The sequence below is a fragment of the Streptomyces sp. 2114.4 genome, from assembly GCF_900187385.1.
GTDB lineage: Bacteria > Actinomycetota > Actinomycetes > Streptomycetales > Streptomycetaceae > Streptomyces > Streptomyces mooreae.
The window spans coordinates 5,047,029-5,063,206 of sequence record NZ_FYEY01000001.1; the positions used below are offsets into that span (position 1 = coordinate 5,047,029).

Annotated in this window: 13 protein-coding genes; 10 read left to right on the forward strand and 3 right to left on the reverse strand. The window is 68.6% G+C overall.

Annotated features, from left to right (window positions below; translation table 11 throughout):
- Positions 1-83: 83 nt before the first annotated feature.
- Complete coding sequence (locus CFW40_RS22300) at positions 84-623, reverse strand: GNAT family N-acetyltransferase (RefSeq protein WP_088799548.1); 540 nt, start codon at positions 621-623, stop codon at positions 84-86.
- A gap of 585 nt (positions 624-1,208) precedes the next feature.
- On the opposite strand from CFW40_RS22300, the gene CFW40_RS38225 reads away from it, so the two are divergent.
- The 3 genes from CFW40_RS38225 to CFW40_RS22330 all read left to right on the forward strand — a co-directional run bounded on the left by CFW40_RS38225 (position 1,209) and on the right by CFW40_RS22330 (position 8,659).
- Positions 1,209-6,791, forward strand: a complete 5,583-nt coding sequence (locus tag CFW40_RS38225) for an Ig-like domain-containing protein (protein ID WP_256331334.1) — start codon at positions 1,209-1,211, stop codon at positions 6,789-6,791.
- A 242-nt stretch (positions 6,792-7,033) separates the two neighbouring features.
- Positions 7,034-7,453 carry a hypothetical protein gene (locus CFW40_RS22325; protein WP_088799549.1) on the forward strand — a complete coding sequence of 140 codons (420 nt, stop codon included), beginning with the start codon at positions 7,034-7,036 and terminating at the stop codon, positions 7,451-7,453.
- A 15-nt stretch (positions 7,454-7,468) separates the two neighbouring features.
- Positions 7,469-8,659, forward strand: a complete 1,191-nt coding sequence (locus CFW40_RS22330; protein ID WP_088799550.1) for a glutathionylspermidine synthase family protein — start codon at positions 7,469-7,471, stop codon at positions 8,657-8,659.
- Between the two features lie 100 nt (positions 8,660-8,759).
- Here the strand turns inward: CFW40_RS22330 and CFW40_RS22335 are convergent, their stop codons facing one another.
- Complete coding sequence (locus CFW40_RS22335) at positions 8,760-10,100, reverse strand: NAD(P)/FAD-dependent oxidoreductase (protein WP_088799551.1); 1,341 nt, start codon at positions 10,098-10,100, stop codon at positions 8,760-8,762.
- Positions 10,101-10,241: 141 nt separating this feature from the next.
- Here CFW40_RS22335 and CFW40_RS22340 point away from each other — a divergent pair, with 141 nt between their 5' ends.
- From CFW40_RS22340 to CFW40_RS37230, 5 genes are all read left to right on the forward strand, one after another.
- A complete protein-coding gene (locus tag CFW40_RS22340; protein ID WP_088799552.1) occupies positions 10,242-10,859 on the forward strand; it encodes a PadR family transcriptional regulator in 618 nt (205 codons plus the stop codon).
- A gap of 164 nt (positions 10,860-11,023) precedes the next feature.
- Positions 11,024-11,251 carry a hypothetical protein gene (locus CFW40_RS22345; RefSeq protein WP_088799553.1) on the forward strand — a complete coding sequence of 76 codons (228 nt, stop codon included), beginning with the start codon at positions 11,024-11,026 and terminating at the stop codon, positions 11,249-11,251.
- Positions 11,229-11,756: a DUF6879 family protein gene (locus tag CFW40_RS22350; RefSeq protein WP_088799554.1), complete on the forward strand. Its 528-nt coding sequence runs from the start codon at positions 11,229-11,231 to the stop codon at positions 11,754-11,756. The genes CFW40_RS22345 and CFW40_RS22350 overlap by 23 nt, the downstream gene beginning before the upstream one ends.
- 24 nt (positions 11,757-11,780) lie before the next feature.
- Positions 11,781-12,635, forward strand: a complete 855-nt coding sequence (locus CFW40_RS22355) for a helix-turn-helix transcriptional regulator (RefSeq protein ID WP_176956413.1) — start codon at positions 11,781-11,783, stop codon at positions 12,633-12,635.
- Positions 12,636-13,118: 483 nt separating this feature from the next.
- Positions 13,119-13,295 carry a hypothetical protein gene (locus CFW40_RS37230; RefSeq protein ID WP_176956412.1) on the forward strand — a complete coding sequence of 59 codons (177 nt, stop codon included), beginning with the start codon at positions 13,119-13,121 and terminating at the stop codon, positions 13,293-13,295.
- Between the two features lie 393 nt (positions 13,296-13,688).
- Here CFW40_RS37230 and CFW40_RS22365 read toward each other — a convergent pair whose 3' ends face one another.
- Positions 13,689-14,039, reverse strand: coding sequence for a hypothetical protein (locus CFW40_RS22365; RefSeq protein ID WP_176956411.1), 351 nt, complete (start codon positions 14,037-14,039; stop codon positions 13,689-13,691).
- Between the two features lie 192 nt (positions 14,040-14,231).
- Between CFW40_RS22365 and CFW40_RS22370 the strand changes: the two genes are divergently transcribed.
- Both CFW40_RS22370 and CFW40_RS22375 read left to right on the forward strand, forming a co-directional pair.
- Positions 14,232-15,572 carry a transcriptional regulator gene (locus CFW40_RS22370; RefSeq protein ID WP_088799556.1) on the forward strand — a complete coding sequence of 447 codons (1,341 nt, stop codon included), beginning with the start codon at positions 14,232-14,234 and terminating at the stop codon, positions 15,570-15,572.
- A gap of 131 nt (positions 15,573-15,703) precedes the next feature.
- Entirely contained in the window at positions 15,704-16,102 is a 399-nt protein-coding gene (locus CFW40_RS22375) for a nuclear transport factor 2 family protein (protein ID WP_088799557.1), read from the forward strand.
- Positions 16,103-16,178: the final 76 nt, after the last annotated feature.

The following is a 16,178-nucleotide window of genomic DNA, read 5'->3' on the forward strand; positions in this document are numbered from 1 at the left end:
CGCCGGAAAGCACGCCGTCCAGGCCGTTCAGGTCGCCCGGTCGCCGAGGCCGCCCAGCCCGGCGCACACCGGCGGGCCCCCGCTCACAACTCCCGTACGAACGACACCCGGTCGCGCCCCGGCCCGTTGTAATCCTCGTGCACCGGTACGCCGTGATCGTCGAGCCGGTCGCCCGGCTCCAGCCGGAAGCCCATGCGGGCGTGGTACGCGAGGGAGTCGCGGTTGGTGGGGCTGGTGATGCAGCGGACCCGGCTGCGGCCTGCCGTGCGGGCCGTGGCGAAGAAACGGTCGTAGAGGGCGCTGCCGATGCCGTCCCGCCGGCCCTCCGGGCACACGCCCACGAAGTGGAGGTAGGCGGTTTCGGGCTCGGTCTGGGACAGAAAGCCGATCAGGAAGGCGTGCAGGGCCCGGTCCGGGCGCTCGACGAGGAAGCTGGTGTCGGCGAAGTGCTGCAGGAAGAGGCGCGGTACGAGCAACTGACGCTGTCGCGCGCCCGCCTCACCACCCTGGCCGCCCCACCACTCGGCCAGCGCCACCTGGAGCTGCGGGTGGTCCGCAGGGGTGGGGTGCCGCAGCGTCAGCTCACCGGGCAGCTGCCCCGGTACTCGCGCATGCTCAGTCATGGTCACTTCCTCCGGCCGACGGGTGAACGGATGAACGGGTGGATGGGGGAAGGGGTGGATGGGTGGATTGGGTGGATGGAGGGCGGGGGGCGAGGGGCCGAGGGGATGGGGAGATGAAGGGACAGGTGAAAGGTGAAGGGGGCCTGCGCCCCGGCCCACCGGCCAGCGTAGACGCCGGACGATTCAACTGACCGGTGAACTGCGCCGTTGTGCAGCGCCGTTGAAGGTCGTGCGGTACCGGCTCACGGAAAAAGGCCGCGCGCTGATCGTGCGTCACCCGTACCGACACCCGTCACCGCCGCGCCCCGCAGCGCGCGCCGCGGGGCGCCGTGCGAGCCGCTGGGCGCTGCGCCATTCAGGGCAAATGCGCGTGACGGCTATGGCGCGGCGTCATGATCCGCGCGCCTACTGGTGCTATCGACCGGCGGGTTGCCAGCCTGGCGGAGGACATCGGTACGCAGATGCGGATCTCCGTCGGCAGTAATTACCGAGCCTGCCCCCAGGTTGATGCCCACTTCCCGCAGAGTGTCATGCGCTACGGGGAGCTGAACGGCCCGCCAACATCACTATCCGGAGGGCCATTTCATGGCACCCACCTTCACCTTGGCATCCGCGTCACCCAATCCAGCAGTCTTCGGACAACCGGTCACCCTGACCGCCACTGTCATCCCGCTGGGGCTCGGGACACCCACCGGCACGGTCACCTTCGTCGTGACCGGCGGGCCCACCGTGACGGGCACCCTCGTGGGTGGCACCGCGACCGTCACCGTCAGCGGAATCAGCGTCGGCTTTCATACCATCACCGCGACTTACAACGGCAGCGCTCAATTCTCACCGTCCAGCGGCCTGGCCTCCGTAACGGTGATCAAGGCGTCGACGACGACGACCGTCACCTCGTCCCCCGACCCGTCGACCTTCGGGCAGCCGGTGTCCATCACCGCCACCGTCGCGCCGGTCGCGCCCGGGGCGGGCACCCCGACCGGCACGGTCACCTTCGTCATCGGCGGCGGTGGGGGCGGCACCCTGACGGGCACGCTCTCGGGCGGCACCGCAACCGTCACCACCAGCAGTCTCAGCGTCGGCACCCATGCCATCACCGCGACCTACAACGGCAATGCCCAATTCAATCCGTCCTCCGGTACCGACACACAAACGGTGCAGGCGACCCTGCTGCCGACGACCACCACGGTCACCTCGTCCCCCGACCCGTCGGTCTTCGGGCAGGCCGTGACCTTCACCGCGACCGTCGCCCCCGTGCCGCCCGGTTCGGGTACCCCGACCGGCACGGTGACCTTCGTCATCTCCGGTGGCCCGACGCTGACCGCCACGCTCTCGGGCGGCACGGCGAGCGTCACGACCAGCAGTCTCAGCGTCGGTTCCCATACCGTCACGGCCATCTACAGCGGCAGCGGCACCTTCGCCGGGTCGAGCGGCACGGACACCCAGACCGTCAACAAGGCGTCCACGACGACCACGGTCACGTCCGCGCCCGATCCGTCGGCGGTCGGCCAGCCGGTGACGTTCACGGCGACGGTGGCCCCGGTCGCGCCGGGCGCGGGAACGCCGACGGGCACCGTCATCTTCGTGATCAGTGGCGGCCCGACGCTGACCGGCACGCTCTCCGGCGGCACGGCGAGCGTCACCACCAGCGCGCTGTCCGCCGGTACGCACACGGTGACTGCGACCTACAGCGGCGACGGCAACTTCAACACCTCCAGCGGCACGGACACCCACACGGTGGGGCAGGCGGCGACGACCACGGTGGTCACCTCGTCGCCGGACCCGTCGGTCGTCGGTCAGCCGGTGACCTTTACGGCGACGGTGGCTCCGGTTTCGCCGGGTGCGGGGACGCCGACGGGCACGGTCACGTTTGTGATCAGTGGTGGCCCGACGCTGACCGGCACGTTGTCCGGGGGCACGGCGAGCGTGACCACCAGCGCGCTGTCTGCTGGTACGCACACGGTCACGGCGACGTACAGCGGTGACGCCAGCTTCACGGGCTCGGTCGGTACGGACACCCAGACCGTCAACCAGGCCTCGACGACCACCACGGTCACGTCCGCGCCCGATCCGTCGGTCGTCGGTCAGCCGGTGACCTTTACGGCGACGGTGGCGCCGGTTTCGCCGGGTGCGGGGACGCCGACGGGCACGGTTACGTTCGTGATCAGTGGTGGCCCGACGCTGACCGGCACGTTGTCCGGGGGCACGGCGAGCGTGACCACCAGCGCGCTGTCCGCCGGTACGCACACGGTCACGGCGACGTACAGCGGTGACGCCAGCTTCACGGGCTCGGTCGGTACGGACACCCAGACCGTCAACCAGGCGTCCACGACGACCACGGTCACCTCCTTCCCCGACCCCTCCGTGACGGGGCAGACGGTCAACTTCACCGCCTTCGTCGGGCCGGTCTTCCCCGGCGGCGGGGTGCCGACCGGGACGGTCAGCTTCGTCATCACCAACGGCGTCACGACCGTGAGCCTCAGCGGCACCCTCGACGGCGCCGGCGTCACCACGGTCAGCACCAACGGCCTGGTCACGGCGGGCGTTTACACCGTCACCGCGACCTACAGCGGCGACGCGAACCACACCGGCTCCAGCGACACCGACACCCAGACCGTCATCCAGGCGGCGACCACCACCACGGTCACGTCCTCACCGGACCCGTCGGTCGTCGGTCAGCCGGTGACGTTCACGGCGACGGTGGCTCCAGTCGCGCCGGGTGCGGGGACGCCGACGGGCACGGTCACGTTCGTGATCAGTGGTGGCCCGACGCTGACCGGCACGTTGTCCGGGGGCACGGCGAGCGTGACCACCAGCGCGCTGTCTGCCGGTACGCACACGGTCACGGCGACGTACAGCGGTGACGCCAACTTCGCCGGCTCGGTCGGTACGGACACCCAGACCGTCAACCAGGCGTCCACGACCACCACGGTGACCTCGTCGCCGGACCCGTCGGTCGTCGGTCAGCCGGTGACCTTTACGGCGACGGTGGCTCCGGTTTCGCCGGGTGCGGGGACGCCGACGGGCACGGTCACGTTTGTGATCAGTGGTGGCCCGACGCTGACCGGCACGTTGTCCGGGGGCACGGCGAGCGTCACGACGAGTGCCCTGAGCGCCGGCAGCCACACGGTCACGGCGACGTACAGCGGTGACGCCAACTTCACGGGCTCGGTCGGTACGGACACCCAGACGGTCAATCAGGCCTCGACGACGACCACGGTCACGTCCGCGCCCGATCCGTCCGTGGTCGGCGCGCCGGTGACGTTCACGGCGACGGTGGCTCCGGTCGCTCCGGGCGCGGGGACGCCGACCGGCACGGTGACGTTCGTGGCGACGGACGGCGTGACCACGGTGACGCTGACCGGCACGCTGAGCGGCGGTACGACCAGCGTGACCACAAGTGGGCTGGTGACCGCGGGCGTTTACACGGTCACGGCCACGTACAGCGGTGACGCCGGCTTCACGGGTTCGGTCGGTTCGGACACCCAGACGGTCGGCCAGGCGTCGACGACCACCACGGTTACGTCGTCGCCGGACCCGTCGGTCTTCGGGCAGCCGGTGACGTTCACGGCGACGGTGGCTCCGGTGGCGCCGGGTGCGGGTACGCCGACGGGCACGGTCACGTTCGTCATCAGCGGCGGCCCCACGCTGACCGGCACCTTGTCCGGGGGCACGGCGAGCGTCACCACCAGCGCCTTGAGCGTCGGGACGCACACGGTCACGGCGACGTACAGCGGTGACGCCAACTTCACCTCCTCCAGCGGCACCGACACCCAGACGGTGACCCAGGCGGCGACGACGACCACGGTCACGTCCTCGCCCGATCCGTCGGTCGTGGGCCAGTCGGTGACCTTTACGGCGACGGTGGCGCCGGTCGCGCCCGGTGCGGGGACGCCGACGGGCACGGTGGTGTTCGTGGCCACGGACGGGGTCACCACGGTGACGCTGACCGGCACCCTCAGCGGGGGCACCACCAGCGTCACCACCAACGGTCTGGTGACCGCGGGCGCGTACGTGGTCACGGCGACGTACAGCGGTGACGCCAACTTCACGGGCTCGGTCGGTACGGACACCCAGACGGTCGGTCAGGCCTCGACGACGACAACGGTCACGTCGTCGCCGGATCCGTCAGTCGTCGGGCAGCCGGTGACCTTCACGGCGACGGTCGCACCGGTTGCGCCAGGGACAGGTACGCCGACCGGCACGGTGACCTTCGTGGCGACGGACGGGGTCACCACGGTGACGCTGACCGGCACGCTCAGCGGTGGCACGACCAGCGTGACCACAAGTGGGCTGGTGACGGCGGGCGTTTACACGGTCACGGCGACGTACAGCGGTGACGCCAATTTCACCTCCTCCAGCGGCACGGACACCCAGACGGTCGGTCAGGCGGCGACGACCACTACGGTCTCGTCGACGCCGGACCCCTCCGTAGTGGGTCAGTTGGTGACCTTCACGGCCACCGTGGCTCCGGTTGCGCCGGGTGCGGGTACGCCGACGGGCACGGTGGTGTTCGTGGCGACGGACGGGGTGACCACGGTGACGCTGACCGGCACGCTCAGCGGTGGCACCACCAGCGTCAGCACCAATGGGCTGGTGACGGCGGGCGTTTACACGGTCACGGCGACGTACAGCGGTGACGCCAATTTCACCTCCTCCAGCGGCACGGACACCCAGACGGTCGGTCAGGCGGCGACGACCACTACGGTCTCGTCGACGCCGGACCCCTCCGTAGTGGGTCAGTTGGTGACCTTCACGGCCACCGTGGCGCCGGTCGCTCCGGGCGCGGGTACGCCGACGGGCACGGTGGTGTTCGTGGCGACGGACGGGGTCACCACGGTGACGCTGACCGGGACCCTGAGCGGTGGCACGGCCAGCGTCAGCACCACTGGCCTGGTGACCGCGGGCGTGTACTCCGTCACGGCGACCTACAGCGGTGACGCCAACTTCAACGGCTCGGCCGGTACGGACACCCAGACGGTGACCCAGGCCTCGACGACCACCACGGTCTCGTCGTCGCCCGATCCGTCGGTCGTGGGCCAGTCGGTGACCTTCACGGCGACGGTGGCGCCGGTCGCGCCCGGTGCGGGTACGCCGACGGGCACGGTGGTGTTCGTGGCGACGGACGGGGTCACCACGGTGACGCTGACCGGCACGCTCAGCGGTGGCACCACCAGCGTGACCACCAACGGCTTGGTGACCGCGGGCGCGTACACGGTCACCGCGACCTACAGCGGTGACGCCAACTTCACCGGCTCCAGCGGCACCGACACCCAGACGGTGACGCAGGCATCGACCACCACCACGGTGGCCTCGTCGCCCGACCCGTCCGTGGTCGGTGAGTCGGTGACCTTCACGGCCACCGTGGCACCGGTCGCACCGGGTGCGGGTACGCCGACGGGCACGGTCACCTTCGTCATCACCGGCGGTCCGACGCTGACCGGCACCCTCTCCGGAGGGACCACCAGCGTCACGACCAGCGCGCTGAACGCGGGTACGTTCCCGGTCACCGCGACGTACAGCGGTGACGCCAATTTCACCTCCTCCAGCGGCACGGACACCCAGACGGTCGGCCAGGCGTCGACGACCACCACGGTCACGTCCGCGCCCGACCCGTCGGTCTTCGGGCAGACGGTGACCTTCACCGCCACGGTGGCGCCGGTCCCGCCCGGTGCCGGCACGGTGACCGGCTCGGTCGTCTTCGTCATCGACGGTGGTGGGGGCGGCACGCTGACCGGCACCGTCTCCGGCGGCGTCGCGACCGTCACCACCAGCACGCTCGACGCCGGCGTCCACAACGTCACCGCGACCTACAGCGGCGACGTCAACTTCACCGGCTCCAGCGGTACGGACACCCAGACCGTCAGCCAGGCATCCACGACCACCACGGCCACCTCGTTCCCCGACCCCTCCAACTCCGGTGACACGGTCGCGATCCTCGCGTTCGTCTCCGCGGTGGCGCCGGGCAGCGGCGTCCCGACCGGGACGGTCAACTTCACCGTCACCGACGGTGTGACCACCATCAGCCTCACCGGCACGCTCGACGGCTCCGGTGTCGCCGCGGTCAGCACCGCGCTGACCACCGGCGTCTACATCATCACGGCGGTCTACGCCGGTGACACTAACTTCACCGGCTCCAGCGACACCGACACCCAGACCGTCCTCTAGGGCCCCTGACCCTCCGTCTCCTACCGCAGGACCCGCACAACCAACAGTGCCGGGCCGTCCTCCCCGAGGGCGGCCCGGCCGCCCGTGTGCGCGTCCGCCGCCGCACCCCGCCTCCCGCCTTGCGGCGGCCCCACGGGTGCCGTCTACGCTGGCTCCGCTCCAACAGATGTTCCGGAGATCCAGATGCTGCAGGTCATGCAGAGGTTCCGGACGTTCCAAGTGTTCACGGGGGAAGGCAGAACATGGCAGAGAAGGCACGTCGGCGGCTGCGGTCGAGCACGGTGATACTGGGCGGGATGGGGGCCCTGGCCGCCGCACTGACGTCCTGCGGCTCCGAGCCCGACAAGCGCTGTGTGGACCGCAACAGCTACGACACCCTCAAGGGCTACCGCATCGTCGACTCCAAGAACTGCTCGGCAGGCGGCAGTTCGTCGTCCGGAAACAGCGGCAGCACGAGCACCGGAAGCGGCAAATACGGCAAGACCGGCCGAGGCGGCGGCGCGGCCAAGACGCCCGTCGACGGCCAGTGGTACTACGACCCCGACAACGCCGGCGGCAAGTACGCCGACGAGGGCACCTTCAGCAAGACCACGGCCGTCAACCGGGGCGGTTTCGGCTGCTCCGGATCGGGCGGCGGCCGGCATGGTTCCTTCGGCGGCTGAGCGGGCCCGGACGGCATGGAACGCCACACCATCGAGCCCCGCCCCGGCTGGCAGCAGACCGTCGAGGCGCAGGGCCTGATCTACCCGCTGACCCGTTACCCGGACGACTCGCTGCGCCCGTACTGGGACGAGAGCGCCTACTACTCCTTCACCCTCCCCGAGGTCGAGGCCCTGGAGGACGTCGTCGAGGAGCTGCACGGCATGTGCCTGGCCGCGGCCGACCACCTCGTCGAGCAGGACCGCCTCGCCGACCTCGGCATCGAGGACCCGCGGCTGGCGCGCCTGGTCGCCGAGTCCTGGCGGCGGCGGGATGAACTGCCCTCACTCTACGGGCGGTTCGATCTGCACTACGACGGCAGCGGCCCGGCCAAGATGCTGGAGTACAACGCCGATACGCCGACCTCGCTGGTCGAGGCGGCCAGCCCGCAGTGGTTCTGGATGGAGGAACGCTTCCCCGGCGCCGACCAGTGGAATTCGCTGCACGAGCGGCTGGTGGCGGCCTGGAAGCGGCAGGCCCCGCTGCTGCCGCCGGGTGCGCCGGTGCACTTCGCGCACTCGGCGGGTGACGAGCTGGGCGAGGATCTGATGACCGTCGCCTATCTGGAGGAGACGGCGCAGCAGGCGGGCCTGGAAACGGTTGCCGTCTCGATGGAGGACATCGGCTGGGACCGGCTGTCGGGCCGCTTCGTCGACCAGCGGCTGCGCTTCATGCGGGCCTGCTTCAAGCTCTACCCGTGGGAGTGGCTGGCCACCGACGACTTCGGCCCGTTCGTCCTGGACACCCTCGACAACGGCGGCGGTACGGGCTCCACCCTCTGGATCGAGCCCGCCTGGAAGATGTTGCTCTCCAACAAGGCGCTGCTGGCGATCCTGTGGGAGCTGTACCCGGGGCATCCTAATCTGCTGCCCGCCTACCTCGACGGGCCGCGCGAGCTGGCGCACACCCGTGGTTACGCCGCCAAGCCGCTGCTCGGCCGGGAGGGCGCCGGTGTCACCCTGCACGAACCGGGCGCCGAGCCGGTACCAAGGGGGCCCGAAGACGCCTGCTGCTACCAGGAGTTGGCACCGCTGCCGGACTTCGACGGCAACCGGGTCGTCCTCGGCGCCTGGGTCGTCGAGGACGAGTCGGCGGGGCTCGGCATCCGGGAGTCTGCGGGGCCGGTCACCGACGAGTACGCGCGGTTCTTGCCGCATGTGATCCGCTGAGGCGGCGGCCCGGCGCGGCGGGGACGCCGGGTGGGCGGCCGGCGCGGCGCGGGGGCCCCGGACGGGCAAGCCGACGGCGGTCGGCGACCGGCGCGTGCCGCTATGCGTCACGGTCATGGCCGCGGTACTGCTGTGCGGCGGCGGCCATCCTGCGCTTGAGCGGGGGCAGGTGGTTGACCACCCGCATACCGGTACGCATCCCGGCCAGCACCGCGCGACCGAGGACCGGCTTGTGGACCGGATCGCTTCCCCGCATCTGCGCCAGGGACTTCCTGACCGCCTCGAAGCCGTAGTCGATCATCTGCGTCTCGTAGTCGCGGATCGCCGGTATCAGCGGCACTTCGCGGTCACGGACCGAGACCAGCTTGGCGCACAGCAGCTCGGCGTCGCGCAACGCGGTGTTCGCGCCCACCCCGCGGCCCGGCGTCATGGTGTGGATGGCGTCGCCGATCAGGGTGATGTTGCTGGTGGGCCACTGCTCGACCGGGGCCGAGGTGCGGATGTTGAGGGGGAAGCAGGTGGACGGGTCGGCCAGCTCGGCCAGTGTGCGCAGCCGGACGTCCCAGTTGCGGGTGAGCTCGACCGTGAGGTCGTGCAGCTGCCGGCCGTTCATCCGGAGGACGTCGGCGGGCAGGTTCCGTGCCGCGCCGCCGAAGCCCAGCATGATGTAGTCGCGGGTGTTGTCGAACTGCAGGCCGGGCCAGGCGTCGAGCAGTTCGGTGTCACTCGCGCCGATGCCCTGGCGGGGCCGGCCCCGCTCGTCCCACGGGAACTGCATGACGTGGATGACCAGCGAGTATCCGCCGGGCGCGAGGAACATGTTGACACCGTCGATGACCTGCGGGGTCAGCAGTGTGCGGGTCTCCTCGGTGAGGGGCACCTTGCCGGTGATCCCGATCAGGCCGCTGTCCTCCAAGGGGGCGTGGGGTAAGTACTGGCGGCGGACCCGGGAGTGGGATCCGTCGGCGGCCACCAGCACGTCTCCGGTGGCCGAGGTGCCGTCCTCGAAGTGCGCGGTGACCGTGCCGTCGGGGTTTTGCTCGTAGCGGGTGAAGACCTTGTCGAAGTGGACCAGCTCCTCCAGCCCGGTCAGCAGGACCTGGCGCAGGGTCATCCGGGAAACGGAACGCTCCGCACCCGCCCCGTCCGCACCGGACGTGGCGAAGCCGGTCAGCGAGAGGACTTCCTTGTACTTCTCGGTGAACACGGTGAAGCGGTCACCGCTGCGCGCGCAGGTCGCCACGAAGGTGTCGAAGAGCCCGGGGGGCAGCAGACGGCTGAGCGCCCGGCTGCCGTCGGGGTCGATGCCCACCCGGTAGCCCTGGAGCCCGCCGCCGCGCGTGCGGTCGCGTTCGTGGACGGCGCAGCTGATACCGGCCCGCTTCAGGCCGTGCGCCAGGGCCAGCCCGCCGGTGCCGGCGCCAATGATGATCACGTGCATGGATTTTCCGGTTCCTTCCTCAAGAGGAACGGCTGAGGACCGGGATAGTGGCATGGCATCTAGGTGCAGTGCAACTAATAACGACGTTGCTAGGTGTGATGCGACTAGTTGTGGTGCCGGTGGTCGGTGTACCGTCGCCCCGTGACCTCGACATTCCGCCGTTCCCCCCTGGCCCTGGCGGTCCTGGGCCTGCTGGAGGCCGGCCCGCTGCACCCCTACGGAATCCAGCGTCTGATCAAGCAGTGGGGCAAGGACCAGGTCGTCAACGTCGGCCAGCGCGCCGGCCTGTACCGCACGATCGCCCGCCTGGAAGACGCCGGGCTGATCGCCGTCGGCAGCACCGAGCGCGACGAGCGCTACCCCGAACGCACCACCTACCGCCTCACCGACACGGGACGGGCAGCCGCCCGCCAGTGGATGGCCGAGATCCTGTCGACGCCCCGCAACGAGTACCCGGAGTTCCCCGCCGCACTGTCCTTCCTGCCGGTGCTCACCCCCCGGGCCACCCAGGACCTGCTGCACCAGCGGCGCGACCGCCTCGCCCGGCGCCTCACCGAACTCGATGCCGAACTCGCGAGCGAGGCCGGGGGCCACGCCCTCCCGCGGGTCGCCCTGATCGAGAGCGAATACCTGCGCGCGGTCACCCAGGCCGAACTTGCATGGGTGGACGGCATCCTCAGTGCGCTGGCCGACGGTTCGTTCACCTGGAACCGCGAAGAACTCGACCGCATCGTCGCCACCGCCCGCGACAACACCTGAGGGGCAGCGGGCAGGGAGTGGTAATTGTGCGCGCTATGGGTCTCGGCCGCGGCGATCGCAGGAACCCTGAACCCGCGCAAGTTCATGCAAGTTCGATGTGCAGCAAGGTGAATTGAGCGCAAACTCGTAGTCAGAGATCGTCTTCAACGAGTGAGGAGGGCACCATGGCTTTGCACATGCTCGGCAAGGACCCGAACTCCCCCGAGGGTAAGTCCGCCACCGTCTATTACGACGACGTGACTGACAGGTACCTGGTCCAGGGCTTGAAGGTACTGGACGACGAACGACTCTCCCAGTTGGATCTCCCGGAACATGAGACGGTCGTGGAGATCCCCAAGTACATGACACAGTTCTTTCCGGAGGTACGCGGTGGCGGCCGAGCTGACGTTTAGCGAGCTGTTCAAGCAGGCCAAGCGTTCAGCCGTTCACCTGGAGATGAGGGACGGGTACATGCGATCCGACCCGCGATTCGTCTCATGGCGGCAGGACCCGCAAAGTGTTCCTGCCAAAAGCGACCCAGCCTCCCGCCCCTGGCTCGCCCTGATGCAAGAGATCACCACGCGCGGTGTGGCAGTCCGTCGTGCTCGGATCTTCTCCGAGCCCATGAGTGACTACCTCCGCTTTGAGCACCACCTCACGCCCAGCAACGTGGCGGCCGGCGAGCAGGTGCGCTGGCTGCCGCGTCGCAAGGTGTCGGACCTGGCGCTCCCAGGCAATGACTTCTGGCTGTTCGATGACAGCCTTGTCGTGTTCCTGCACTTCACCGGGGACGGCGAGCTGTCACCCGAGGGAGATGAGGAGCGGATGACGGATCCCGCGATCGTGCAGCTCTGCTCAACGTCTTTCGAGGCGGTCTGGGAACGCGCGGTCCCGCACGAGGTTTACAGGCCGGTCTGACCCACGAACAGGGCTGAACTCTCCGTGTCCCCATCGTCGCCGTCGTCCAGCATCCAGCAGGCCAGGGAAGCGCTTGGGAAGCGCCTCCGCGAGATCCGCAAGGACTCCGGTCTGACCGCCCGAGCTGTGGCGGCGGCGGCAGGGTGGCATGAGTCGAAGAGTTCCCGGCTTGAGAACGGCCGGACTCCTCCCTCCGATGCGGACATTCGTACCTGGACCCGGATCTGTGACGCCGAGGGCCAAGCCGCGGACCTCATCGCGACCGCCCGTGGCATTGACGGCATGTACGTGGAGTGGCGGCGCCTGGAAAGTGCCGGCCTGAAGCGTGCCCAGGAGTCTGTGCTGCCACTCTTCGAGCGAACCCATTGGTTCCGCTTCTATCAGTCGTGGGTCATCCCAGGGCTGCTCCAGACCGAGGACTACACCCGCGCCATCCTCAACACGGTTGCCTCCGTCAGGGACACTCCTGGCGACACTGACGAGGCTGTCGCAGCACGGATGGAGCGCCAACGCGTCCTGTACACGGGAGGACGCCGGTTCGCTTTCCTGATGGAGGAGTGGGTTCTTCGCACGGTCATCGGAGATCCCGTCACGATGGTGAGCCAATTGCGCCACCTGATCGGAATGACGGCCACGCCCTCCTTGAGCCTTGGCGTGATCCCCATGGGGGTCGTGCGCGGCAATGCGTGGCCGTGCGAGTCCTTCTCTCTGTACGACGAGAAACAGGCCTCCTGTGAACTCGTGTCTGCCGGCCTCACCGTGAAGCAACCGAGTGAAATCGCCGAGTACGCCAAGACGTTCACCGAACTCGCAGGCATCGCTGTTTACGGGGCGGCAGCCAGGAAGCTGATTACCTCGGCAATCGGCACGCTCAGGTGACGGCGTACAAGTTCGTAGAAGTTCATTGAGCTGAGCCTTCCGCTCTCCCTACCGTCGGGAAAACAAGCCGTTCACCCCGCGGAGACGTCATGACGAGCCCCATTCGGTACAGCCAACCGCCCGTTGAACTGCCGCTGGACGACTGGCTGTTGGAGGGCGAGCCAGTCCCCGGATGCAAAGCGTGTGACGCCTTGGGACGCCGACGGAGTGCGGCGTTGAAGCGAAACGACAAGGCCGAGGCATGTTCTGCTCCCCGGGAGATCCGAGACCACGGCCGTGGGCACGCGAAGGCGTCATGACCGCCCCCGGGCAGGACTGACCGGCGGCAGTCGGAGCCTGAAGACTCCCGCCCCGGCGGCGGAAACCTGGACAGTCGAGCAGCCGGGGCGGGTGACCAACCGCAAAGGAAACCCCTTTGCGGCCCATGGGCCATGCCTTCGACCGTACGGCGGCATGGCTCCTCGCGAAAGAGGAGGTTGGTGAATGAGCGTGGTGAGCGTCGATACGTACGAGACGCGCACGCCCGATGCCGAAGGCTGGCGCGGTGTGCCCTTCCGCCACGAGGCGGAGATGCAGGAGGACGGCGGCAAACACGATGGCGGCCCCATGCCCCCGGAGGCTCCGCGTGAACCGTCGCCCCAGGGCGGGAACGGAAAGTAGCCCACGCTGGTGAAGACAAAAGCGCCCCTGCTCCGGCACATGGCCTGAGCAGGGGCGTGGTGCATTCGGCGGATGAGTTGCCATGCGACACGGCGCAGCTGGCGCCGCCGGCATGGCGACGAGCCAGGAATGCTGAAGAGCTGGCCACAACGAACTTGCGTGAATTTGTGCGCGCTCACCCGAAAAAATTGATCGCTGTCGTGATCAGAGTCCGCGCCGGAGCTCGGGCCTGCCGGATGCTGGACGAAGACGTCACGATCGAGTCTTCCGAGTGCGTACCGTCAGGCCGGCCGGTACTCCTCGTGGGGCGTCGCCCGTTCCAAGGTGTCCGAGCTTGTGCTTGCGTCGCAGCGGCGCGCCAGCGACTTGCACGAACTTCTACGTATTGGCCGATCACGGCCCCGCTGGAAGCCGGGGCCGTGCGCCGTCGGCATCGTCCGGAGCATCGTGGCCGAGGGCGGTCAAGCGCTCGCCCCGGCTCTCGGCCACCCGGCGCACATCGGCAAGGCTTGCAGTCAATTCAACGGCCAGCAGGTGCAGTTCTCCGGGTGTCCAGGCCCGTCCGGCCAGCATGCGGCGGGCTTCGCCGAGGAGGTCGTCGGCCGAGCTGAGCTGTTCTTCCTCGATCCGGTCGGCGACGCGGGAGACATATCCGGTCCCGTCTCCGGCCACGAAGCACGGTTTCCCGTCCGCGCTGGTCCACGGCAGCAGCCGGACGAAGACCCTCGCTGGAGCGTCGGGCATGTCGTCAACTCTCTTGTAGTTGAGGGCCACGCCCCCGGGCCGTTCCACCACGGTCGCGGGGGTCCTCTCCGTCTCTCGAGGAGGGCCTTCCTCGCTCTGGGCAACCGGTCCGCTACGCCCAGCGGTACGGTGGCAGTGGAAGCGGCTTTTAAGAGCTTTAAGCGCTCGCGCGCATCGGGGAGTTGAGGGCTAGTGGGCACTCGGGAACCGAACCGGCACCTTGAACGGCTCTACCGGCAGACCGGCTGGACGCTGCGGCAGTTCGTCCAGGCCGTGAACCGCATCGGCACCGAGCGGGGAACCCCGCTCAAGTACCGCGAGCCGTCGGCCCATCAGTGGTGTCAGGGTCACCTGCCGAAGGAGCAGGCCAGACCGCTGATCGTGGAGGCCCTGGCGCGGAAGCTGGGACGTCCGGTCACGCATGCGGAGGCCGGCTTCCCGGCACCGGTCAAGAGCTCCGATGCTGCTCCCGGCACGGTGGAAGGGCTGATCGATCTCGGGAGGGGAGACATGGACCCCTCACGCCGCAGCGTTCTCGGTATAGGGCTCTTTTCCGTTGCGCTGACCGTGCCCAATTGGCCGGATGTGGTGGGACGGATGGAAGCCATTCAAGGCGGCCGAAATCCGCGCATCGGCATGCCGGAAGTGGAAACGGTCACCGCCATGACCGAACGGATCTCGGAACTCGACGACCAATTCGGCGGACGTCACGCTCGCCCCATGGCTGCGGCTTTCCTCGTCAATACGGTGGCTCCGTACCTGCGGGCCGAGGCGCCGGAATCGGTGCGCAAGGCAATGCTGTCGGCAGCCTCCGACCTGTGCTATCTCACCGGATACATGGCGGTGGATGAGGGGGTGGAGGGGCTGGGGCAGAAGTATTACCTGAAGGCATTGGAACTGGCCGGAGCCTCTGAGGACCACCTCACGTATTGCACGACACTGCGGGGTATGAGTGTGCAGGCAGTTGACCTGGGGCACGGTCGTGAAGCCATGCGACTGGCCGATGCCGCTGCCGGCGCCTCTCCGCTAGCGGGCCCGCGTATGCTCGCCTTCCTTGCGGGCCAGCAGGCACATGCCGCTGCGCAAACAGGAGACAGCCATAAGGCTCTGGCACATCTCAAAGAGGCCGAAATCTCCATGGAAAAGGCCGAGGCGCGAGCGAAAGCCTTCGGATCCTATGACCCCTCAGCTCTGCATTACCACATCAGCCATGTTCGCCACGAGCTGGGAGACCTTCCCGGAGCCGTTGCGGCGATGCGGGAATCGGACAGGTTGTGCTACGACATCTACCGCCGGTCCCGGGTGAAGGAACGGGCCACACTCGCCGAGTTCCAACTTGAGGTGGGGCACCTGGAAGCGGCTTGTGCGACATGGAATGAAGCGCTGGACGAATATCCTCTGGTGCAAAGCGGGAGGGTCGACCGGCGCATGGGGAAGATGTTCCACCTCATCCGCCCCCACCTCAAGAACCACGCCGCCCGGGAACTCCACGAACGTGCCCGGCTCGTGGTTCCAGCATCGCTCATGGCCTAGTACTGCGAGAACGAGGCCGGTCTCGACCACTGCCGGGTCCGCCAGGCCGCGACTGCCGCCCTCCGTGACTCTGGTTAGAGTACCAGGGCGAGGCCGCCCCAGGGCATTGGGGAGGGTGTTACCGTCGCACGATGTCCAGGACCGAGATCGACTTGGTAACAGCTGAGTTCTTCGGCGCCTTTGACAACCGGGGCGGCAAGAGTGCCGACGTGGCACGAATCCGTCGGCTGGTTCTTCCCGCGGGCGTGATCATCATGACCGGCCCAGAGTTCACCGTCTACACCGTGGACGAGTTCATCGAGCCTCGCCAACGGCTGCTGAGCGACGGCCGGCTGGTTGAGTTCTCCGAGTGGGAGACGTCCGGACGAACCGAGATCGCAGGCGATATCGCGTCGCGGTTCTGTGCGTACCGCAAGTCCGGGATCTTGGACGGTGACCCGTTCGAGGGCGGCGGGACCAAGACCATCCAGTTCGTCCGCACCCCAGAGGGCTGGCGCATCGCGGCTGTCGCCTGGTACGACGAGCCCTGACCGCCGTGGCGTTCGGCTGCGCGGTCATGTCGGCCTGGGCTGATGTCGTGCGTCCAGGACATGGCGCAACGAGCGG

Coding starts and splice junctions, on each gene's coding strand:
- CFW40_RS22300 (WP_088799548.1), bottom strand. CDS start 623: ATGACTGAGCATGCGCGAGTACCGGGGCAGCTGCCCGGTGAGCTGACG.
- CFW40_RS38225 (WP_256331334.1), top strand. CDS start 1,209: ATGGCACCCACCTTCACCTTGGCATCCGCGTCACCCAATCCAGCAGTC.
- CFW40_RS22325 (WP_088799549.1), top strand. CDS start 7,034: ATGGCAGAGAAGGCACGTCGGCGGCTGCGGTCGAGCACGGTGATACTG.
- CFW40_RS22330 (WP_088799550.1), top strand. CDS start 7,469: ATGGAACGCCACACCATCGAGCCCCGCCCCGGCTGGCAGCAGACCGTC.
- CFW40_RS22335 (WP_088799551.1), bottom strand. CDS start 10,100: ATGCACGTGATCATCATTGGCGCCGGCACCGGCGGGCTGGCCCTGGCG.
- CFW40_RS22345 (WP_088799553.1), top strand. CDS start 11,024: ATGGCTTTGCACATGCTCGGCAAGGACCCGAACTCCCCCGAGGGTAAG.
- CFW40_RS37230 (WP_176956412.1), top strand. CDS start 13,119: ATGAGCGTGGTGAGCGTCGATACGTACGAGACGCGCACGCCCGATGCC.
- CFW40_RS22365 (WP_176956411.1), bottom strand. CDS start 14,039: ATGCCCGACGCTCCAGCGAGGGTCTTCGTCCGGCTGCTGCCGTGGACC.
- CFW40_RS22375 (WP_088799557.1), top strand. CDS start 15,704: ATGTCCAGGACCGAGATCGACTTGGTAACAGCTGAGTTCTTCGGCGCC.